This window comes from Acinetobacter baretiae (genome assembly GCF_015627105.1).
In the GTDB taxonomy this organism is placed as follows: Bacteria; Pseudomonadota; Gammaproteobacteria; order Pseudomonadales; family Moraxellaceae; genus Acinetobacter; species Acinetobacter baretiae.
In genome coordinates this window covers 30991-52172 of sequence record NZ_VTDM01000021.1, presented here as the reverse complement: position 1 = coordinate 52172, position 21182 = coordinate 30991, and the positions used below count along the sequence as shown (strand labels likewise).

The 21182-nt window shown below is 37.7% G+C and carries 21 protein-coding genes; 19 read left to right on the top strand and 2 right to left on the bottom strand.

The window, feature by feature from the left end:
- The 8 genes from I2F17_RS09395 to I2F17_RS09360 form a co-directional block, all read left to right on the top strand.
- Positions 1 to 382: transposase (locus I2F17_RS09395; protein ID WP_211139739.1), on the top strand; the 382-nt coding region annotated here is incomplete at its 5' end.
- Between the two features lie 221 nt (positions 383 to 603).
- Positions 604 to 2052: an RNA polymerase factor sigma-54 gene (locus I2F17_RS09390; RefSeq protein ID WP_211139738.1), complete on the top strand. Its 1449-nt coding sequence runs from the start codon at positions 604 to 606 to the stop codon at positions 2050 to 2052.
- A gap of 123 nt (positions 2053 to 2175) precedes the next feature.
- On the top strand, positions 2176 to 2427 hold the full coding sequence (ibaG, locus tag I2F17_RS09385; RefSeq protein WP_211139745.1) for a BolA family protein: 252 nt from the start codon (positions 2176 to 2178) through the stop codon (positions 2425 to 2427).
- 7 nt (positions 2428 to 2434) lie between these two features.
- On the top strand, positions 2435 to 3697 hold the full coding sequence (gene murA / locus I2F17_RS09380; protein ID WP_196423236.1) for a UDP-N-acetylglucosamine 1-carboxyvinyltransferase: 1263 nt from the start codon (positions 2435 to 2437) through the stop codon (positions 3695 to 3697).
- Between the two features lie 3 nt (positions 3698 to 3700).
- The gene (hisG, locus tag I2F17_RS09375; protein WP_196423235.1) at positions 3701 to 4390 is read left to right on the top strand and encodes an ATP phosphoribosyltransferase; all 690 of its coding nucleotides are present in this window, start codon (positions 3701 to 3703) and stop codon (positions 4388 to 4390) included.
- 120 nt (positions 4391 to 4510) lie between these two features.
- Positions 4511 to 5815, top strand: coding sequence for a histidinol dehydrogenase (gene hisD, locus I2F17_RS09370; protein ID WP_211139744.1), 1305 nt, complete (start codon positions 4511 to 4513; stop codon positions 5813 to 5815).
- Between the two features lie 45 nt (positions 5816 to 5860).
- Positions 5861 to 6955 (top strand): histidinol-phosphate transaminase, encoded by a 1095-nt coding sequence (hisC, locus tag I2F17_RS09365; protein ID WP_211139737.1) that lies wholly within the window; start codon positions 5861 to 5863, stop codon positions 6953 to 6955.
- A gap of 13 nt (positions 6956 to 6968) precedes the next feature.
- Positions 6969 to 8153: a tetratricopeptide repeat-containing glycosyltransferase gene (locus tag I2F17_RS09360; protein WP_211139736.1), complete on the top strand. Its 1185-nt coding sequence runs from the start codon at positions 6969 to 6971 to the stop codon at positions 8151 to 8153.
- 1 nt (position 8154) lies between these two features.
- Here the strand turns inward: I2F17_RS09360 and I2F17_RS09355 are convergent, their stop codons facing one another.
- Positions 8155 to 9498 carry an anthranilate synthase component I family protein gene (locus tag I2F17_RS09355; protein ID WP_211139735.1) on the bottom strand — a complete coding sequence of 448 codons (1344 nt, stop codon included), beginning with the start codon at positions 9496 to 9498 and terminating at the stop codon, positions 8155 to 8157.
- Between the two features lie 30 nt (positions 9499 to 9528).
- Complete coding sequence (locus I2F17_RS09350; RefSeq protein WP_196423231.1) at positions 9529 to 10071, bottom strand: NUDIX hydrolase; 543 nt, start codon at positions 10069 to 10071, stop codon at positions 9529 to 9531.
- Between the two features lie 224 nt (positions 10072 to 10295).
- Between I2F17_RS09350 and tsaB the strand changes: the two genes are divergently transcribed.
- From tsaB to I2F17_RS09295, 11 genes are all read left to right on the top strand, one after another.
- Positions 10296 to 10955 (top strand): tRNA (adenosine(37)-N6)-threonylcarbamoyltransferase complex dimerization subunit type 1 TsaB, encoded by a 660-nt coding sequence (gene tsaB / locus I2F17_RS09345; RefSeq protein WP_196423230.1) that lies wholly within the window; start codon positions 10296 to 10298, stop codon positions 10953 to 10955.
- A gap of 27 nt (positions 10956 to 10982) precedes the next feature.
- On the top strand, positions 10983 to 11804 hold the full coding sequence (locus tag I2F17_RS09340; protein WP_196423229.1) for an undecaprenyl-diphosphate phosphatase: 822 nt from the start codon (positions 10983 to 10985) through the stop codon (positions 11802 to 11804).
- On the top strand, positions 11804 to 12616 hold the full coding sequence (locus tag I2F17_RS09335; protein WP_211139734.1) for a class I SAM-dependent methyltransferase: 813 nt from the start codon (positions 11804 to 11806) through the stop codon (positions 12614 to 12616). Before I2F17_RS09340 ends, I2F17_RS09335 begins: the two co-directional genes overlap by 1 nt.
- A 110-nt stretch (positions 12617 to 12726) precedes the next feature.
- Positions 12727 to 14148 (top strand): C13 family peptidase, encoded by a 1422-nt coding sequence (locus I2F17_RS09330; protein ID WP_196423227.1) that lies wholly within the window; start codon positions 12727 to 12729, stop codon positions 14146 to 14148.
- A 26-nt stretch (positions 14149 to 14174) separates the two neighbouring features.
- Positions 14175 to 15011 (top strand): S-formylglutathione hydrolase, encoded by an 837-nt coding sequence (gene fghA, locus I2F17_RS09325; RefSeq protein ID WP_211139743.1) that lies wholly within the window; start codon positions 14175 to 14177, stop codon positions 15009 to 15011.
- 230 nt (positions 15012 to 15241) lie between these two features.
- Complete coding sequence (locus I2F17_RS09320; RefSeq protein WP_196423226.1) at positions 15242 to 16063, top strand: alpha/beta fold hydrolase; 822 nt, start codon at positions 15242 to 15244, stop codon at positions 16061 to 16063.
- Between the two features lie 594 nt (positions 16064 to 16657).
- Positions 16658 to 17329, top strand: a complete 672-nt coding sequence (gene rpe, locus I2F17_RS09315; protein ID WP_196423225.1) for a ribulose-phosphate 3-epimerase — start codon at positions 16658 to 16660, stop codon at positions 17327 to 17329.
- Positions 17330 to 17392: 63 nt separating this feature from the next.
- Positions 17393 to 17800 carry a hypothetical protein gene (locus tag I2F17_RS09310; protein WP_211139733.1) on the top strand — a complete coding sequence of 136 codons (408 nt, stop codon included), beginning with the start codon at positions 17393 to 17395 and terminating at the stop codon, positions 17798 to 17800.
- Between the two features lie 45 nt (positions 17801 to 17845).
- Positions 17846 to 19738 (top strand): copper resistance system multicopper oxidase, encoded by a 1893-nt coding sequence (locus I2F17_RS09305; protein WP_211139732.1) that lies wholly within the window; start codon positions 17846 to 17848, stop codon positions 19736 to 19738.
- Positions 19725 to 20513: a copper resistance protein B gene (locus I2F17_RS09300; RefSeq protein ID WP_211139731.1), complete on the top strand. Its 789-nt coding sequence runs from the start codon at positions 19725 to 19727 to the stop codon at positions 20511 to 20513. The genes I2F17_RS09305 and I2F17_RS09300 overlap by 14 nt, the downstream gene beginning before the upstream one ends.
- 63 nt (positions 20514 to 20576) lie before the next feature.
- Entirely contained in the window at positions 20577 to 21062 is a 486-nt protein-coding gene (locus I2F17_RS09295; RefSeq protein ID WP_211139730.1) for a methylated-DNA--[protein]-cysteine S-methyltransferase, read from the top strand.
- Positions 21063 to 21182 lie beyond the last annotated feature (120 nt).

Genomic DNA, 21182 nt, shown 5'->3' with positions numbered 1-21182 from the left:
TTATGGCTCATTTAACTGGCAATTAAAGAACCAAACCAATGCCATTGGTGCATTATATCAAGGTCAACTATTTGCAGTTGGTTTATTCGACTGCAAAATTAATTCAAATGTATTTCATTTTTGGGTAGAGCATTTTCTTATTCCCGAACTACCCCAAAATAGTGTCATCGTGATGGATAATGCGGCCTTTCATAAGCGATCGGATATACAGGAGTTATTGGAACACTATGGGCATCAGATTTTATGGTTGCCTGCTTATAGTCCTGATTTGAATTCTATTGAAAAGACTTGGGCATGGATTAAGAAAAAGAGAAAAGAATGGCAAGAGGATTGTATTGATCGACTCTTTCAGATGTTTTTGCATGTCTGTATGAGTGATTAGATTGTTTGACTATACATCATCACCCGAGTTCAAGAACATATCCACATCAATAAAAACATCGATAAAATAACATCAGCGTAATTTGAAACCCTGAATAGGAAATATCATTTGAAAATTAGTGAAAATAAATCAGATATTTTTTTTAATATGTATTTTTTATATAAATCATGTGTTATAAAAACTATTAACGGCATAGATTTTGCTAGTTAAAGGGATTTATTATGAAGTTGTCTTTAGGTTTAAGAGTAAGTAACTCTTTATCACTTACCCCTCAATTGCAACAAGCTATTCGCTTACTGCAGTTATCTAACTTAGAGCTAGAGCAAGAGGTACAACTTCAGTTAGAAAGTAATCCATTATTGGAAAGAGTAGATGTTGATTCAGGAGATCAACAGGTTGAAGTAAAAGAGCAGTCTAGTCAGGAACTTTCTGAAGCCCTTAATAATGAATTTTTACCCGATGAACTTCCTGTAGATACCCAATGGGATGATATTTATACTCATCAGCCAACAACTCTAGGTGCTGCAGATTTTGAAGAAAAAGAAGATAATCGAGCAAACCATACTTCACTAAAACAACACGTACAAAGTCAAATTGATTTATTAAACTTTTCTAAAATAGACCATTTAATTGCATATTGTATTGTGGATGCGTTAGATGAAAAAGGTTTTTTAATAGAGACATTAAGTGAAGTTGTCGAAGCAGTTAACCACCTACTATTGCAAGCCAATCTTGAGGATGAATATGTTGAAGAGCACGAGGTGTTAGTCGTACTAAAATATATTCAGCAATTAGATCCTATCGGCATTGGTTCGCGAGGATTGATTGAGCATTTAATGATTCAATTGGCCAATTTGGGTGGATCTACTTTATTGGAATTAAATGCAAAAAAGATACTCAATCATTATCAGTTTTTATTGAGTAATGATTTAACCAAGTTATTAAAGGCAACCTCATTGAAGGCTGATGAGCTCAAAGAGGCATTATCATTCATTAAAACGTTAAAGCCATACCCGGGTGTAGATTTTGAAGAAAGTGAAACGGAATATCAAATTCCTGATGTAGTGATTATACGAGAAGACAATGTTTGGAAAGTTAAGCTGAACCCAGATATTTTACCAAAGCTTAGAATTAATTCTTTTTACTCAAATATGATTAAAAGAGCAGATCAAAGTGATGATAATCAGTACATCAAAAATCAGATGTTAGAAGCAAAAAATTTTATTAAAAGTATAGATGAGCGTCATAAAACGTTACTGAAGGTTGCAACGTGTATTGCAAAACACCAAAAAGGATTTTTAGAAAAAGGGGCTGAGGCAATGAAGCCTTTAGTGCTTAGAGATGTTGCTGATGAAGTGGAATTACATGAATCAACGGTTTCACGGGTAACAACGAATAAATATGTATTAACACCCAAAGGTTTATTTGAACTAAAGTACTTCTTTTCAAGTCATGTCGGAACATCTGAAGGAGGAGAGTGCTCTTCAACGGCCATTCGAGCAATGATTAAGAAAATAATTGCGACTGAAAATCCATGTAAACCACTTTCTGATAATACAATTGCGAACTTACTGAAAGAGGAAGGGATAGATGTTGCAAGACGTACAGTTGCAAAATATAGAGAGTCTTTACGTATTTCTTCTTCATCTGAGCGTAAAGTGATTATTTAGATCTTTTATAAAATGGTTTTATATACTTTTTGTGTCAAATAATAAGTGAGTTAATGAATTAACAGGGATGTTTATAGTAAAATGTCCGACTTTTAATCCTAGGTCGACTACGAGCTCTTTATGATGAATAGCGAAAAACTGACAGAAATTTTAAAGACAGCATTTCCTCAAGCTGAGGTGGTGGTGGTGGGCCAAGCTGGAAAGTTTGATTTGCGTGTAGTCGATGACAATTTTACTGGAAAGCGCCCTGTTGCACGCCAACAAATGGTTTATGCGCCATTAAACAGCTTTATTGCAGATGGCTCTGTGCACGCAGTAACAATTAAAGCAATGACAAAAGAAGAATGGCGTAAAGCAAGTATATTTGGAGTATAAGGACTCAATGGATAAATTTCTTATTCAAGGTGGTAATGTTTTAAAAGGTGCAGTGCGTATCTCTGGTGCTAAAAATGCCGCGTTACCTTTGCTTGCAGCAACAATTCTTGCTGAAACGCCGATTACAATTACAAATGTACCGAATTTAAAAGATGTAAATACACTAGTAAAGCTGATTTCAGGTTTAGGCGTAACTATTAGCTACGACAATCATGATGTTGTTAAAGCAGATACATCTACTTTGAGTAATCAATTTGCACCGTATGAGCTTGTGAAAACCATGCGTGCATCGATTTTAGTATTAGGCCCACTTCTTGCTCGCTATGGTGAAGCAAAGGTGTCTTTGCCAGGTGGCTGTGCGATTGGTTCTCGCCCTGTCGATCAACATTTAAAAGCACTTGAAGCCCTTGGTGCACATATTGAAGTGGATGCAGGTTATGTGCATGCCAAAGTTGATGGTCGTTTAAAAGGTGGTGAAGTCATTTTTGACATGGTGACTGTAGGCGGAACAGAAAATATTTTAATGGCGGCTGTACTTGCAGAGGGTGTTACCACAATTCGTAATGCCGCAAGAGAACCTGAAATTACAGATCTTGCAAATATGCTTGTAAAGATGGGTGCAAAAATATCTGGCATTGATACAGATACGTTAATCGTGACAGGTGTAGAGCGGTTATCTGGCTGTGAATATGCTGTCGTGGCAGATCGTATTGAAACGGGTTCTTATTTAGCTGCTGCTGCAATGACGGGTGGTTGTGTGAGAACCACACATACAGACCCTGTATTGCTTGAATCAGTGCTTGAAAAATTTGAAGAAATGGGTGCTGAAGTAACACGAGGTGATGATTGGATTGAGTTGGATATGCAAGGAAAACGGCCAAAAGCGGTAAGCTTTCGTACGTTACCTCATCCTGAATTTCCAACCGACATGCAAGCTCAAATTATGGCTGTAAATACAATTGCCCGTGGTTTTTCTACCATTTCAGAAACGATTTTTGAAAATCGTTTCATGCATGTTCCTGAATTGTCACGTATGGGGGCAAATATTGAAGTTGAAGGGAATGATGCCACTGTAACAGGTGTGGAAAAATTATCAGCGGCTCCTGTGATGGCCACAGATTTGAGAGCTTCTTTTTCTCTGGTTTTGGCTGCATTGGCTGCTGAAGGTGAAACCTTAGTTGATCGTATTTATCATATTGATCGTGGTTACGAGAAAATTGAAGAAAAATTACAAGGCCTTGGTGCACAAATTAAGCGAGTAAGTGAGTAAATCATGAGTGATTTTCAAAACGATGATCCAAATTTTGAAGTGATGGGGAATTTTGATCATGGTTTGACTTTGGCATTGAGTAAAGGGCGAATTTTAAAAGAAACTTTACCTTTACTTGAACAAGCTGGAATTAATTTATTAGAAGATCCTGATAAATCACGTAAATTGATTTTTCCAACCACACATAAATTGGTCAGAATATTGATCTTACGTGCATCTGATGTGCCAACGTATGTTGAAAATGGTGCTGCTGATTTAGGTGTGGCGGGTAAAGACGTATTGATGGAACATGGGGCTCAAAATGTATATGAGCCACTTGACTTAAAAATTGCTAACTGTCGTTTAATGACAGCCGCTAAAGTAGGAATGCAAAGACCTCAGGGTCGTTTAAAAATTGCAACCAAATATGTGAATCTCACGCGTCAATATTATGCAAGCCTAGGTGAGCAGGTAGATGTGATAAAGCTTTATGGTTCAATGGAGCTTGCACCCTTAGTTGGTTTAGGTGATTACATTGTCGATGTTGTGGATACGGGGAATACTTTACGTGCAAATGGTTTAGAGCCATTAGATGAAATTTGTACGGTATCATCTCGTCTGATCATTAATAAGGCAAGTTTTAAGCGTAAGCAGGGTTTACTAAATCCAATTGTGACGAAGCTAGAACAGGCTGTCGCGGCGCGTCAAATTTAATGATGTATTAAATCAATCTCAATGACATGTTTTTTTCATCATCATTTGAAGATTGAACATGGATCAATACCCACAAGAGTGCAAAAAAAGGTTAAACTTGAGCCTTAATTGTTAAAACTTGTGGGTAAATTGATGCGACGTTTATCGACTCAAGACCAAAATTTTAAAACGGTCTTTGCTGATCTATTGGCTTTTGCAACAGTCAATGATCCTGAGCTTCTCTCAACTGTAGATCAAATCATTTCAGATGTGCGCCAACATGGCGATGCACATGTATTAAAATTAACACAACAATTTGATCGACATCCTGCGCATCAATTTTCTGAGTTAGAGTTATCTCAAGCGGAGCTAAAATCTGCATTTGATGGTTTAAATGCAGATGTACGCCAAGCATTAGAGCTCGCTGCTCAGCGAATTCGTTCATTTCATGAAGCACAAAAGCAATCAGGATGGACGTATGTCGATGATTTAGGAAATACTTTAGGTCAAAAAGTAACACCCCTTGATCGTGTTGGGATATATGTGCCAGGTGGATTGGCATCTTATCCATCTTCTGTATTGATGAATGCTTTACCTGCACATGTGGCAGGTGTTTCTGAGATCATTATGGTTGTTCCTGCACCAAATGGGCAGTTGAACCCGTTGGTCTTGGCCGCAGCGTATTTGGCTGGAGTACATCGTGTCTTTACAATAGGCGGTGCACAAGCTGTAGCAGCTCTTGCTTATGGAACACAAACGATACCTGCAGTAGATAAAATTACTGGGCCGGGCAACCGTTTTGTGGCTGCTGCAAAAAGAGCTGTATTTGGTCAGTGTGGTATAGATATGATTGCAGGACCATCAGAGATTTTGGTCTATGCAGAAGGTGTGAATGACCCAGAGTGGGTTGCCATGGATTTATTATCACAAGCTGAGCATGATACAGTCGCACAAGCGATTTTTATTACACCTGATGAAGACTTCTTAAACGCAGTTGCTGATGCGATTGAAGCACATTTACGTGTATTACCAAAAGCAGAAATTGCGAAAACATCAATTCAAAACCGTGGTGCTTTGATCTTAGTCAAAGATCGTGAAGAAGCAATTGAACTTATTAATCAAGTGGCGCCTGAACATTTAGAGTTATGTTTAGATGATGCTCAAGCCATGAGTGAGCATATTCGTCATGCAGGCGCAATTTTTATGGGACGTTATACGCCTGAAGCCATTGGTGATTATTGTGCTGGACCAAACCATGTATTGCCAACGTCAGGTACTGCACGGTTCTCTTCACCTTTAGGGGTGTATGATTTTCAAAAACGTACTAGTTTGATTATGTGTTCTGAAGAAGGCGTAAAACCGTTGGCAAAAGTCGCTGATATTTTAGCTTTAGAGGAAAATTTAGACGCACATGCACGTTCAGCCCGTTATCGTTATTCGGTCTAATTTATGGAATATGAAAGGGTCGAAATGACCCTTTTGAGGTGAGAGATGACTTTTTCTACACAAAAAATGCGATTTTGGAGCCCTGAGGTACGTGAATTAGAACCATATGTACCCGGTGAACAGCCTAAAGTCACAAATATTTTAAAACTAAATACAAATGAAAATCCCTATCCACCATCTCCTCAAGTGATTGAGGCTATTACTACAATTTTAGAAAATCAAGCAGATCAGCTACGCTTGTATCCAGACTCAGAAGCCTTGTCCTTAAAGCAAGCCATTGCTCAGCAACAGGGTGTAGATGTGTCTGAGGTTTTTGTAGGTAATGGTTCAGATGAAGTGTTAGCGCATATTTTTAAAGCCTTTTTTATTCAAAATGAACCTGTTTTATCCCCTGATATTAGTTATAGTTTCTATCCGGTCTATGGTCAGTTTTTTCAAATAAAAACGAAAAAAATTGCACTCAATGAAAATTTTGAGGTCAATGTAAAAGACTATGTACAGCCCAATGGTGGAATTATTATTGCTAATCCAAATGCGCCTACGAGTATTGCACTTGAGCTGAGTGATATTGAATATTTACTGACGCATAATCCTGATCGTGTGGTCGTGATTGATGAGGCCTATGTAGATTTTGGAGCAATGTCTGCTGTAGGATTAGTTGCAAAATATGAAAATTTGATGGTCTGTCAAACGACTTCTAAATCACGCTCTTTAGCAGGATTGCGTGTCGGGTTTGCCATCGCACAGCCCCATCTTATTGCTGCTTTAGACGCGGTTAAAAATAGCTTTAATTCATATCCACTCGATCGTTTTGCAATTGCAGCAGCAACTGCTTCATTTAAAGATCAAGCATATTTTGAAACACAGTGTCAAAAAGTAATAGAAAATCGTGAAGCATTAATCGGTCAATTACAAGCATTAGATTTTCATGTGTTGCCTTCAAAAGCAAATTTTGTTTTTGTCCGCCATCAGGCGATAGATGCAAAAGATTTGGCATCACAATTGCGTGAACAAGGCATTATTGTACGGCATTTTAATCAACATCGAATTGATCAGTTTTTAAGAATAACTGTTGGAACAGATCAGCAAAACATGCGTTTGGTGACAGTTTTAAAGGATATATTTGCCCACAATAAATAAGCGAGTTCATTGAATGTCACATCAAAGCATCTGCTTAAACATGATTGTAAAAAATGAAGCGAATATTATTGTTGATACACTAAATAATATTCGAAGCTATGTTGATATTGATTATGTTGTGATCTGTGACACAGGATCAACAGATGCAACAGTAGATGTGATTTTGAATTATTTAGCACAACACCAATTAGCAGGTGAAGTGTTTCATCATTCTTGGGTAGATTTTGCTTATAACCGTAATCAGGCTTTACATGCATGTAAGGGTAAGTCTGATTATGTTTTAGTATTTGATGCCGATGACCGTTTTTGTGGGCATTTGACCTTGCCAAAAATACTACAAGATGATGTATATGAGTTCCGTTTCCGGAGTGATGCAAGAGATTTTTTTTATACTCGACAACTTTTATTTAAAAATAATCAATGTTTACATTGGGTTGGTGTATTGCATGAATCTTTGATAGAAACGGGTGTAGCAGTATCACGTTCTGTATTGTCTGGGGATTATTATATTCAAACAGGACATTTTGGTGCACGAAATCAGAATCCTGATAAATATTTAGAAGATGCGCTATTATTACAACAGGCGTATGAGGCAGAAAAAGACGACGTGCTAAAAGCACGTTACGCATATTATTGCGCAACATCTTATTATAGCCACGGAGACATAGTACAGGCTAAAGCGTGGTTTAATTTACGTATTACGACAGGAAGTCATGTAGAAAATAAAATGGAAACGTATTTAGCGTGTCGTTATTTAGGGACGCTATATAAAAATGATCGGCAATTTGAGCAAGCTGTTTTTATTTGGTTAAAAGGCGCCAATATTTGTCCGAAATATCTAGAATGTTTATATGAGGTGAGTGATTTATATCAATCATTAGGAGATATTCAAATTGCTTATGACATGATTCTGCTTGCAAAACATAGACAAGCAAACGAGGGCGGAACGGCTTTAGAGTCAAATATTCTTCACTATGGCTTAGATTACCAAATGCTGAGATTGGCTTTGCCATTAGGACGAGACACAGAAGCCTATACTGCATGGAAAAGATTACTTGCACAGCCATTTTATTCAGAGCAGTTAAATCAAGAATTGTTAAAATTTCAATCCGATTTTATGCATTTGATTGGGCAAGAAAATCATGCAGTGCAACAGCAATTAAAACAGAGTATAGATCACTTAAATACCGCTGTATGATTCACGATGCTGAATAGTATGTATTGAGCAACGTTTGCATGGCTGAAATTTTATCTAAACATTCTTGATATTCAGCATCTTGCTCAGATGCAATGGTAATACCACCGCCCGCCCAAAGCGAAATATTACTTTCATACTTTTGAATAGAGCGAATCAGAATATTCCAACATCCTGTACCATCTAAATTAAAGTAACCTAAAGAGCCACAATATGCTCCTCGTGCTTGTTGTTCTAATTCGGCAATGATTTGCATGGCTCGAATTTTAGGTGCGCCTGTGATTGAACCACCAGGTAAGGCATCAAAGAGCATTTGTAATGGATGAATATGTGCTTTAAGCGTTGCTTGTATTTCGCTGACCATATGGTGAACTTGCTGAAAGCTTTCAATTTCAAATAATTGATTGGTTTTTACAGATCCTACCTCTGCATAAACACTTAAATCATTACGTAATAAATCAACAATCATCACATTTTCAGCTTGATCCTTCTCAGAGTTTTTCAAAATTTGCTTGGACTGTTCATCTTTTTGCGCATCATTTAAATCACGAGGCATTGTACCTTTAATGGGACGTGTTTTAATCACATGATTGGCTTGAAATTCAATAAATAATTCTGGAGAACAGCTGAGTAATTCAAAATGATTTATTTTTAAATAACCTGCATAGGGTGCATTAGTGAGATCCCAAAATGATTGTGCTGTGCTAAGTAAATCACCTTGGGCGTGTGCAGTAAATGCTTGTGTAAGATTAATTTGGTAGCAATCCCCTGCTTTAATGTACTGTTGTACTTTGTGAAATGCTTGGTTATATTTGGATTTTTCCCATGTTGCTTGACATACACTGTTTAATTGAAAGGGTTTTAGTACGGATGGCGTATTGAGCTGCTGTAGAATATGTTGAAACATTTGTTCAGCATGTGCTTCATGACTATAAAAAAACCATTGTTGCTGTTCATATTTTAAGTAAGATAAATATAGGCCAAGGTAGAGTTCGGGCTGTGAACATGATGGGCTATCAATGTATTGTTGAGCTGCGTAATCATAACCGACAAAACCAATCCATCCACCATGAAATCCGCGTTCAGAGGTCGTACTGTTATATCGTGGTTGGGTATCTAAGAGTAGATCTTTTTGATGACAGGGTTTTTGGTGATAGCAAAAATTTTCTTGGCGAACATGTACATGCATTTGACCATGTTGTACTTGCCAATATTTTTGGGGATAAAAACCAATAACAGGTTGATCGTCATCTTGCAGGTAAACTATGCCTTCAAGCCCACATAAGTGTGCTAAAAGGTGGGGTGTTGTTTGAAGTGGCGTAATCGCTTTTTTATACACAGAGATCATAAACAATAAAACTTAAAGATAAAATGATATTTACTCGTTTACAGTAGGGTAGAGCGTTTCTAGATGTAACGGATAGTGTTCTTGTTCACGATCTGCAAAATAATGATGAAGTGTTTGACGTACACTTTGAAAAGCCAATTGCTCCCATGGAATATCATCTTTGTGAAACAGGCGACTTTCGAGTGTTTCTGTGCCTGCACCAAAGCGACCATGTTGAAGCTTGGCTTTAAAAATGGCATAGATTTGTCCAATATGTGGAATATCATATAGACAATATAATTGCTCGGTATCAATGTAGGCTTGTGCTTCTTCAAAAGTTTCTCGTTCAGCCCCTTGCTGCATGGTTTCATTTAACTCCATATAGCCTGCAGGGAGTGTCCAGTAGCCATAACGAGGTTCGATGGCACGTCGACACAAAAGTACTTGATCTTGCCAAATCACTAACGCACCGCAAATGGTTTTAGGATTTTCATAGTGAATATTGCCACAGGCTGAGCATACTTGACGAAGCTTGTCATCACCGGGTGGAATTTGTGCAGTGGTGGGGTGTCCGCAATGTGTACAACAGTTCATACGTTACTTCTATTGGCCTGTTATGTTTAAGCATAACTTAAAAAAAAATGTTTGGCATCATTTTGCTGTTTAAAACAGCAGATCATATGCCTAAGTATTGTATACAATCTTTTGACTTTCAGTTGTATATGACCTGTGATGATTTATCTGAAAACTGTCGCGAAGTTGTGATGACTCACGTATGATAGCGTCAATTTGGTACTTATTTTTGATGAAGGACATGCATGAAACTGTTAGCACTTGAAACAGCCAATGAGCAATGTTCTGTGGCGATAACAGATGACACCAATGTAGTATTTCACGTGATTAATCATCAGGCCAAAATGCAAACGCAGACATTGTTGCCTATGATTGAGCAAGGCATGCAAAGTTGTTCACTACAATCTCATGATATGGATGTAATTGCTTTTAGTCGTGGGCCGGGTTCATTTAGTGGTGTACGCATTAACGCAGCTGTTGCACAAGCGTTGGCATGGGCCAATGATTTACCTGTGGTTCCTGTGTCGACATTGCAAGCCTTGGCACAAGCAGCTTATCGCACACATGGTTTAACAGAAGTCACGGCCGTACTTGATGCAAAAATGAAAGAAGTGTATATAGCACATTTCATCTTAGACACAGACCATGTGATGCAACCTGTAGGTGAAGAACAGTTGCTGAACTATGAGGATGCTCAAGCGAACATTAAATTTACTTTGATTGGCTCAGGAGCATCTTTATTAAAGCCATTTGCGACCTTTAATGGCATTGTTGCAACGGCAGAAGATATTGCGTATTTAGGCAATTATTACGCAACGAAAAAAGCATGGGTCGATGCAGAACATGCATTACCAGTATATTTAAGAGATAATGCTTGGAAAAAAATTGCTGAACAAGGCAAATAAAGCAAAGCATAAAAATTAGGACAATGTATGGATATTATTTTACTTCTAAAAGCTGCCGTCATGGGCTTGGTGGAAGGGATTACAGAATTTTTACCTATTTCAAGTACAGGTCACTTAATCTTAACAGGTCAATTGCTTGATTTTTGGACACCTGAAAAAAGAGATATGTTTTCTGTAGCCGTTCAAATTGGTGCAATTGCTGCGGTAATTTACGAGTATTGGGGTAAGTTATGGGGTGCATTAATTGGTGCATTAACAGGAAATGCACAAGGACGACGTTTAAGTATTAACTTAATTATTGCAACCATTCCTATTATGTTGATTGGATTGACATTTGGTGAAACATTAAAGGCATATTTATTTAATGCCGTGACCGTTGCCATTGCTTTAATTGTGGGTGGATTTATTATTATTTGGGCTGAACGCCGTCAACACCATGTTGTTAGTCATGAAGTCGAAGATTTTAGTTTGAAACAAGCGATGCTGATTGGTTTGATTCAATGTTTTGCGTTAATTCCGGGAACATCACGTTCGGGTTCAACAATTATTGGCTCATTATTTTTAGGTATCTCAAGAAAAGCGGCGGCTGAATTTTCTTTCTTTTTAGGTATTCCTGTATTGATGGGAGCAGGGTTACTCGACATGTATAAAATGAGACATGACCTGCACACCAACGATTTAGAAGTATTGGCAGTCGGGATCATTGTTGCATTTATTTCTGCATTGGTGGTGATTCGTGCATTGATTCGCTATGTGTCTAAACATAACTTTATGGCTTTTGCATATTACCGCATTGTATTTGGATTGTTTATTTTATTGACGTGGTGGACAGGTTGGGTGCATTGGTAATGCAATTAACGTGTTGGTATGCGCCATTATACGCACATCAGCTCGAGGATTTAAAGACACGTTTATTTACACGTGGCGTAGACATTGATGCTCAAAAAATTGAAAAAATTAATGCAAAATTTCTACGCTTAAATCCAGAGCTTGCACTCGTCTTAGATGAAGATGGTCTTAGCTTGACAGCACATGGCATGAAAATGAGCCCTGATTGGTCAGCAGAAATAGGGCGTTTAAAGCGAGCAACGCTGAAAACTGAAATGCTTGCTCGAGCAACTCAAGCTAACGACCAACCTAACTTAATTGATGCAACCGCAGGTTTGGGGCATGACAGTTTGTTAATGGCAAAATTTGGTGCAAAAGTGACGCTGATTGAACGCCATCCTATTTTGTATACGTTGCTAGAATTTAGTTATGATAAAGCACAACAGGATGCCTTTTTAGCACCAATTGTTGCAAATATCACATTGGTATTTGCCGATGCCATCGATTATTTATCACAACAGCAGGCCAAACAAGAAAAAATCGATGTTGTTTATCTTGATCCGATGTTTCCACAACGAGATCAAAATCAACAACGACAAAAAAAACAAGCGCAAGTCAAAAAGCAAATGCAAATACTACATTTACTGTTACCTGAAGATGGAGAAATGGATCTGGGTGATGGATTATTGTTACAGGCACAGAAGATTGCCAAAAGAGTCATTGTAAAACGCCCTCGTCATGCGGTATTTTTAAATGATGATGTACCCCAACATCAATGGTTGGGCGACGCATGCCGTTTCGATGGCTATTTTCGCATACATTCGACCGAGTAATTAGGGCTTGGCGTAATAAGGAATCTTTTGCAACTGCATGTGAGTGTGTTGCTAAGGTATAAAGCGAGCATACATTACTCAAATAAACCATGTGGTTGCGGACTCGCACAATGATTGATCTAAAACCTTCTATAAATTTCTGGCATGACTTAAAAAGTAACCAAACAGCAGGGCTTTGGTTATTTTTAGGTTCAAGAAAGTCTTTGCAAATTGTACATCCATCGATCTTCCAATTTTTATTTTGGGGAGTCGTTGCAAGTGGTGTAAACACATTGTATAGCTGGATGGTTGCAGGTCAGGTCGGTGCATTAAATCCACAAGGCTTAATTAGTTATGCCTTGTGGCCATTTATTGCCTTAATTGTTGGTATTTTCTTGTCGCAACGCATGAATAATACCCGTCTTATGCTTGTACCTGCACTTTTATGGCTGGTCTTAGATAGCAATATATTACTTGTACAATGTCTTTTACAGTACCTCGGTGATAATAATTTACTGAACTTTTTGCCTGATGCTGTTTATAACTTCCTGCCTAATTTTTTTATGATCTTGTTTGTTTGGCAAAGTATTGCGGTTATTTGGGTATTTGCACGTGAATTAAAATGGCCGTGGTGGGAAAGAGGGCTGATTATGTTTGCGACAGTCTGCACGCTAGTGGTTTGGCAAATGACTGTAAAAGAACAGCCCATTTGGAAAGTAGATGATGTTGCGCCAAGTATTAGTGAAGATGTTCTGTATGCACAAGGTAATCTACTGAGAAAAGCATTAGATCAAGTACAATTGGGAGATTTTGCTCAAACTCATTGGTATTTTTTAGGCGTTGCTGGCGACAGTTATGACTCGGTTTTTAGTTCAGAAGTACAACGTATTAAAGCGCAATTTGATACTCGTTTTGGTACGCTTGGGCGTTCTATTCAACTTGTAAATGACCCAGATACAGGCACAACATTACCAATAGCCTCTCAAACAAGCATTCAATTGGCACTCAATCGTATTGGCCAACAAATGAATAGAGATACAGATGTACTTTTTTTATACATGACGTCTCATGGTTTAGCCGATCAGTTTGAACTTGAAAATGCACCGATTGATTTAAAACAAATAGATCCACGCTGGTTACGTAGTGCCTTAGACCAAGCAGGTATTAAGTGGCGTGTGATTGTGATTTCTTCATGTTACTCGGGGAGTTTTATCCCTGCGTTACAATCGGACAATACCCTTGTGATTACTGCATCAGCAGCAGATCGCTCGTCTTTTGGCTGTAACAGTCAAGCTGATTACACCTATTTTGGCCGTGCGTTTTTTGATCAAGCAATGCGAGAAAAAACATCATTACATGATGCATTTTTAGATGCACAAGCCACTGTATCTAAATGGGAAAAAGCACAAGATTTCGAACCTTCTGAACCACAGTGGTCTTTGGGTAAAAATATGGAAATTATGTTACCACAATTAGAAAAACATTTATTTCCAAGTAATAATCCTGCCATACCAATCAATCATATTGAACCGATACAAATGAGCCAACCTTAGGCATAGGCAAAGGAGACATAGAAATGATAAAAAAAATACAGTCAAATATGTGTTTTGATGGAGAGCAGCGTACGTATACATGTTCATCCAATCGCTTGAAAAGTGAAGCAAAGTTTTCAATATATTTGCCGCCAAAAGCCTTGCAAGGTCAACAATGTAGCGCATTGTTTTTTTTAGCTGGGCTGACCTGTAATGAAGAAACATTTGCCATTAAAGCACATGCACAAAAAATTGCATCTACATTGGGCATTATTTTAATTGCGCCAGATACTTCGCCACGAGGAGAAGGCGTGGCAGATGATCAAGATTGGGATTTAGGTCAAGGTGCGGGTTTTTATCTGAATGCCACTCAAACCCCTTGGTGTGATAATTTTCAGATGGAAGATTATATTGTTCATGAATTATATGATTATGTGCTTGAGCATTTTCCAATTCATCATCAAAACATTGGCATTATGGGGCATAGCATGGGTGGGCATGGTGCATTAACTTTGGCTTGGAAATATCCCGATAAATTTAAAACTGTTTCTGCTTTTGCTCCTATTTGTGCTCCTACCCAATGTGCTTGGGGGAAAAAAGCATTTAAAGCCTATTTAGGTGACGATACAAATCACTGGGTACATCATGATGCTGTGGCATTGATCCATGCAAAAGGTGCTTTATTTCATGAAGTGTTGATTGATCAAGGTAAAAATGATCAATTTTATGATCAACTTCAGCCAAATCAACTCAAGCAAGCATGCCAACATGTAGGGCAAAATTTGTTGTTAAGAGAGCATGCAGGCTATGATCATGGCTATTATTTTATACAAAGTTTTATTGCAGATCATTTACGCTTTCATCTACAGTCCTTTAATGCTTAACTTCTTCTGGAAATATGTTTTTTTTATAAAAATTAATCTTTTGAATCACACATGGCAGTGTGATTCAAAAAAAACATGCCTAAATGTGTGCAAACCGTACATGACATGCTTTAACAAATTGTTGATTTAAGCATGTAAGAATTTACATTTTTATACATAATGTTAGCATTATTTGCATAAAAAATAATCTAGTGTGGTTGTTACCGAATCATGTTAATAGGCGTTAAAAAATGACTGTAATTCATACAAATGATAATACCGCACTATATGTTAAAGATTGGGGAGAAGGCGAACCTGTAATTTTATTACACGGTTGGCCTCTGTCAGCAGATTCATGGGATTGGATTTCACTAAAATTAGTAGAATCAGGTTATCGTGTCATTAGCTATGACCGCCGTGGCTTTGGCCGTTCTGATCAACCATGGCAAGGATATGATTATGATACGCTTGCTGATGATTTGAAAAATGTAATTGAAGATAAACAATTAAAAGATGTATCCATTGTTGGTTTTTCGATGGGGGGTGGCGAGGTTGCACGTTATTTAAGCCGTCATCACAGCCAATACATTAAAAAAGTGGCTCTTATTTCATCGGTTGTCCCTTTTTTAGCCAAAACAGATGATCATGTTGATGGAGTAGACGGTAGCGTTTTTGAAGGAATGATTGATGGTATCTTAGATGATCGTTATCACTTTTTTACTGAATTCTTTAAAGACTTTTATGGCGTGGGTACATTGAGCCAAGATGTAAGTCCTGAATTTTTGGCTTGGAATGTGCAAGTTGCCTCACAAGCGAGTTTAAAATCAACCATCGATTGTGTGCGTGCATTTGCTTACACTGATTTTAGACCCGATTTAAGTGCATTTGATGTTCCAACATTGGTTATTCATGGGACTCAAGATAAAACAGTTCCAATTGCTGTAACTGCACACGCAGTAAAAAATGCTTTACCACATGCACACGTGATTGAGTATGAAGGTGAGCCACATGGTGTTTTAGAAACACAAAAAGCACGTGTTGCACAAGATCTGATCAATTTCTTTAAAGACTAAATCATTCTTTTAGCTACTAAAAGCATAGTAATAATTTTGTATTGCTCAACATATATGTATGTTGAGCAATTTTATTGCAAAGAAAAAAATTGCACGAATGATGTACAAAAATGTTTATCTTCTCATGATCATCACATCTAAATTCAATACAGTTTCACTTAAAATAGTAAATCGGTACATAGGACTAAATTATCGGTGTTTGAGGTCAGTCGTCTAATTACATGATGAGTAAATAATCATGTTTAATCTAGATATTACGGCTGTATATAACAACCCATGGCAAAATATTTTGAGTACAGATATAAATCCATGACGCATCATATTGGTTTAAAACCAAAAGTAGACTTCTTGCGAAAGTCAAAAATAATCAATCGAAATCTATGATTTATAAAACATTTCGAAAGAAAGTAATCACTGAAATTGCTATTTCGCAAGAGGTCTAATGTATAAAGAAAGAATTATGTTAGATAATTTTTAATGGTCATTTTTATTTTTGATTTGAATGATTTGAAATAAAGTTGGGTAAATTAAATTTTAATTGCCAAGATTTTGTTATTATAGAGCTTCTTTTAAGCATATTTGTTAGGTCTTTTTATGTCTAAGCCATATTTAATTGCACCCTCTATTTTATCAGCTGACTTTGCGCGTTTAGGTGAAGATGTTGAACGTGTACTTGAGGCGGGCGCAGATGTGGTTCACTTTGACGTAATGGACAATCATTATGTACCTAATCTAACTTTTGGTGCAGGCGTTTGTCGAGCATTAAAAAATTATGGTATTAAAGCACCTATAGATGTACATTTAATGGTGTCGCCTGTCGATCGCATGATTGGTGACTTTCTCGAGGCAGGTGCAGACATTATTACCTTTCACCCCGAAGCCAGTGAACATATTGACCGTTCATTGCAGTTGATTCAATCAGGTGGAGCAAAAGCAGGTTTAGTGTTTAATCCCGCTACACCCTTACATTATTTAGACTATGTCTTAGATAAGGTCGATCAAATTTTATTGATGAGTGTCAATCCTGGTTTTGGTGGGCAAAAATTTATTCCAATGACTTTGGAAAAGCTACGTCAAGCTCGTCAAATTATTGATGCCAGTGGACGAGATATTCGTTTAGAAGTTGATGGCGGTGTAGGCCCTGCAAACATTAAGGCCATTGCACAAGCAGGTGCAGATATGTTTGTGGCAGGTTCTGCTATTTTTAATCAACCTGATTATAAAACAGTGATTGATCAAATGCGTGCAGAACTCGCACAGGTTTAAGATTAAACATAAGCACTGTATAATCAGACAGTAATATTTTTAATAGATGAGTAATGCAAATTCATGAAGATGATGCGTATTGTAACTATGGTGTTTCGTCTAGTCATCGCAGCTGCGATAGGCGTGACCACTGTGGCCAATGCATCAACATTTATGATGCACGAAGCCATGTCTTCGAAACAGCCATCACCTTGTACAGTGCATCATCATGCATCATCACAGCATATGATGGATATGACGGATTGTGTTTCTGTTGAGAACTTGAAACACAGCAACGTTTCATCACATCCATCGGGCTGTTTAGACTGTCAAACTTTGCATTGCCAAAATATTAATTTTATCTCTGCATTGACGCATGATTTTAAACTCAGCATCCCAGATACATCTCAAGACACAATCATTCAAACTTACGATCAAACCCAAATTCATTCAGGCTATTGGACACGAATTATTAGACCACCTAAAAGCTAACATTTATCTATATATTTTTTTATGAATTAAGATAAAGGTGAGCAAATGTCTAATCAATGGATACGTTATAGTATTATTTTATTGTGTGTGTGTTTTACACCACTCATTCAAGCGCAAGTGCGTGAATATCATCTCTCTATCTCTGAGAAAAGTGTAAATATTACGGGTAAAACTGTAAAAAAAATAGTCGTCAATGAACAGCTTCCTGCACCAACCTTAACTTTTGAAGAAGGGGATGAGGCAGTTATATATGTGCATAATGCACTTAAAAATCAGCCCACTTCATTACACTGGCATGGCCTATTATTACCAAATGTGATGGATGGTGTGCCAGGCTTAGGCGGATTTAAAGGAATTGCACCACAAGGTGATTTTGTCTATCGTTTTAAAGTTCGTCAAAGTGGTACGTATTGGTATCATGCACACAGTAAAGGTCAAGAACAAGATGGTGTATATGGTGCCTTTATTGTTTATCCCAAACCCAATCAAATAGCCGCTGAAACTGAAAAAGTACAGCAAGATCATGTGATTCTATTGTCAGATTTTCATACGCAGTCGAGTCAGCGTATTATGGATAATCTAAAAAAATCAGCAGATTTTTACCAAAACCAAAGACAAACGCTATTTGATGTTGTTCAACAATTAAAAAATGAGGGTCTTTCCAAAACATGGCAAGATCGAAAAATGTGGGCTCAGATGCGTATGCTCAACACAGATTTGAGTGATGTAACAGGTTACACTTTCTTAATGAATGGGTTTACACCTACACAGCCTTGGACAAACATATTTAAGTCAGGTGAAAAAATACGCTTACGTTTTATTAATGCGTCAGCGATGTCTTTTTTTGATGTTCGTATTCCACATTTAAAATTAACTGTTGTGAGTGCAGATGGTCAAGCAGTAAAACCTGTGACTGTCGATGAATTTAGATTTGGTGCAGGTGAAACTTATGATGTGATCGTGGAGCCCACACAAGATCATTACCAAATTCAAGCAGAATCCATAGATCGCAGTGGTTTTGCTTTAGGTGAGTTAAAGCGACAAGGCGTCTCTGCTATAGCGTGGAAAATTCCGCAACATCGACCGCGTGCTTTGTTAAGTATGTCTGACATGGGAATGCAACACGACATGTCGATGAATCACGACATGCCACACGATATGCCGATGAATCACGAGGGGATGCAACATGGCATGCCGATGAATCACGAAATGCCACACGACATGCCAATGAATCATGAGGGGATGCAACACGACATGCCAATGAATCATGAGGGAATGCCACATGACATGCCAATGAATCATGATGGAATGCAACACGACATGCCAATGAATCATGATGCAACACAGCTAGGATTAGATCATCAAACAGTTTCATCAAAAAAAACTGTTGAAGGCTGGGGAAATGCAAGCACTCCTCGGGGTGAAAAAATGTTGCAATATAGTGACTTACAATCATTAATACCGCAAAAAGATACTCGCCCTGCAAGCCAAGAGATTGTTATGGTGTTAGGCGGTAATATGGAACGTTATATTTGGACCATTAATGGGAAAAAATATTCACAAGCAACCCCTTTAAAGGTTCACTATGGTGAGCGTGTGAAACTAACTTTTGTGAATGAAAGTATGATGGCACATCCAATGCATTTACATGGAATGTTTGTACAGCTTGATAATGGTCAATCTCCTGAATATATGCCGTCAAAACATACCGTGATTGTCCCACCCGGAAAAACAGTCAGTGTGTTACTGACAGCCGATGAGCTTGGCGACTGGGCTCTACATTGTCATTTGTTGTATCATATGAATGCTGGCATGATGAATACTTTAACTGTGGCTAAAGTGGGCGAGAATTCGACCATAGATGATACGCGTATTGAAAATCAGCGCAATACGGCTCCTCAAATGCCAAACCAAGGAGCATCTCATGTACATCATTAAGAGAATATGTGCTTTAACTCTCGCCATGTATGGAACAACTTTGATGGCATCTATGAACAATATGATGGACATGAGTCATCAGAATCATCAAATCATCACAATGCCTACCCCTAACATGTCGCATGAACATGGTCAGGACATTTTTATGGCAGGATCTTTAGCAAATACATGGCTTTGGGCAGATCATGGACAAACAACATGGTCTACTGAATTTGAGGGTTGGATTGGCAATGATGACAATAAACTCTTTGTTTTGGCAGAACAAGAAAAAGAACAATCTGAACGCAATACCTTTGATGTTACGACACTATATAGCCGAAATGTTGCTACATTTTGGGATGCACAAATGGGTCTACGTTATCGACAAGATGATAACCGGCCACAAGATCGGAAACGTTTAGATACTGTGGTTGGTATACATGGTTTGGCGCCCTATTTTTTTGAAACCAATGCTTATTTTTATGCAGGACAGCATGGTTATCTTGCCGTACAATTAGACACAAATCGTGATTTTTTATTGACTCAAAAATTGATTATACAGCCATATTTGGAAACGACTTGGGTTATGCAAGATCAGGCTCAATTTGGGAGTAAAACAGGTTTAAGCAATATGGAAAGTGGTTTAAAACTTCGCTATGAAATCAATAAAATGGTTATGCCTTTTATTGATGTGGCTTACCACTATAAAACAGCATTTAAAAATACGAAGGATGCACACGAAGATCAAGCAGACCATGCGATATACGCAGGCTTTGGACTGTTGCTGAAATTTTAATAAGATCGGCAAGTATGCGTATGACATACTTGCCTTATCTTTTATGGGAGAAATCATCTACCAATGTTTGATTTATTTGAAACGAAAATGTCTAGCCCTGTTGGACAGTTACGCTTGATTGCTCATCATAATGCTCTTGTGGCTATATGTTGGCATGATGACCATAAAACACCATATGCTTCTAAACAGTATAAATTTCATGATACTCATGAAATTTTACTACAAGCACAATCTGAATTAAATCAATATTTTAATCAGGAAAGAGAGAGTTTTGATGTCCCTATTCAATATTTAATGGGGACAGATTTTCAAAAGCAAGTTTGGCAAGCTTTGTTACAGATTCCCTCAGGACAAACTACATCTTATGGTATGTTAGCTGCAAGTATTGCACGTCCTAAAGCAGTACGAGCAGTTGCTAGTGCAATTGCACATAATCCATTATCTATTGTTGTGCCTTGCCATCGTGTTGTTGGTAAAAATGGAGATTTACGAGGTTTTGCAGGTGGATTAGATCACAAGAAGTATTTACTTGACTTAGAGCAAGTATGATTTAGAGCATTTCTTGTATACTTTATACTGTTCATCAGATAAACAAGAGGAAGACCGATGTAGTTCAGAATAACTGACAAGAAGCATGCATTTAAAGCGGTTCCTAATCTGTTACAATAG

Coding starts and splice junctions, on each gene's coding strand:
- I2F17_RS09390 (WP_211139738.1), top strand. CDS start 604: ATGAAGTTGTCTTTAGGTTTAAGAGTAAGTAACTCTTTATCACTTACC.
- rpe (WP_196423225.1), top strand. CDS start 16,658: ATGTCTAAGCCATATTTAATTGCACCCTCTATTTTATCAGCTGACTTT.
- I2F17_RS09305 (WP_211139732.1), top strand. CDS start 17,846: ATGTCTAATCAATGGATACGTTATAGTATTATTTTATTGTGTGTGTGT.
- I2F17_RS09355 (WP_211139735.1), bottom strand. CDS start 9,498: ATGATCTCTGTGTATAAAAAAGCGATTACGCCACTTCAAACAACACCC.
- ibaG (WP_211139745.1), top strand. CDS start 2,176: ATGAATAGCGAAAAACTGACAGAAATTTTAAAGACAGCATTTCCTCAA.
- I2F17_RS09320 (WP_196423226.1), top strand. CDS start 15,242: ATGACTGTAATTCATACAAATGATAATACCGCACTATATGTTAAAGAT.
- murA (WP_196423236.1), top strand. CDS start 2,435: ATGGATAAATTTCTTATTCAAGGTGGTAATGTTTTAAAAGGTGCAGTG.
- I2F17_RS09335 (WP_211139734.1), top strand. CDS start 11,804: ATGCAATTAACGTGTTGGTATGCGCCATTATACGCACATCAGCTCGAG.
- I2F17_RS09310 (WP_211139733.1), top strand. CDS start 17,393: ATGAAGATGATGCGTATTGTAACTATGGTGTTTCGTCTAGTCATCGCA.
- I2F17_RS09330 (WP_196423227.1), top strand. CDS start 12,727: ATGATTGATCTAAAACCTTCTATAAATTTCTGGCATGACTTAAAAAGT.
- tsaB (WP_196423230.1), top strand. CDS start 10,296: ATGAAACTGTTAGCACTTGAAACAGCCAATGAGCAATGTTCTGTGGCG.
- hisC (WP_211139737.1), top strand. CDS start 5,861: ATGACTTTTTCTACACAAAAAATGCGATTTTGGAGCCCTGAGGTACGT.
- I2F17_RS09295 (WP_211139730.1), top strand. CDS start 20,577: ATGTTTGATTTATTTGAAACGAAAATGTCTAGCCCTGTTGGACAGTTA.
- I2F17_RS09300 (WP_211139731.1), top strand. CDS start 19,725: ATGTACATCATTAAGAGAATATGTGCTTTAACTCTCGCCATGTATGGA.
- I2F17_RS09360 (WP_211139736.1), top strand. CDS start 6,969: ATGTCACATCAAAGCATCTGCTTAAACATGATTGTAAAAAATGAAGCG.
- hisG (WP_196423235.1), top strand. CDS start 3,701: ATGAGTGATTTTCAAAACGATGATCCAAATTTTGAAGTGATGGGGAAT.
- I2F17_RS09350 (WP_196423231.1), bottom strand. CDS start 10,071: ATGAACTGTTGTACACATTGCGGACACCCCACCACTGCACAAATTCCA.
- I2F17_RS09340 (WP_196423229.1), top strand. CDS start 10,983: ATGGATATTATTTTACTTCTAAAAGCTGCCGTCATGGGCTTGGTGGAA.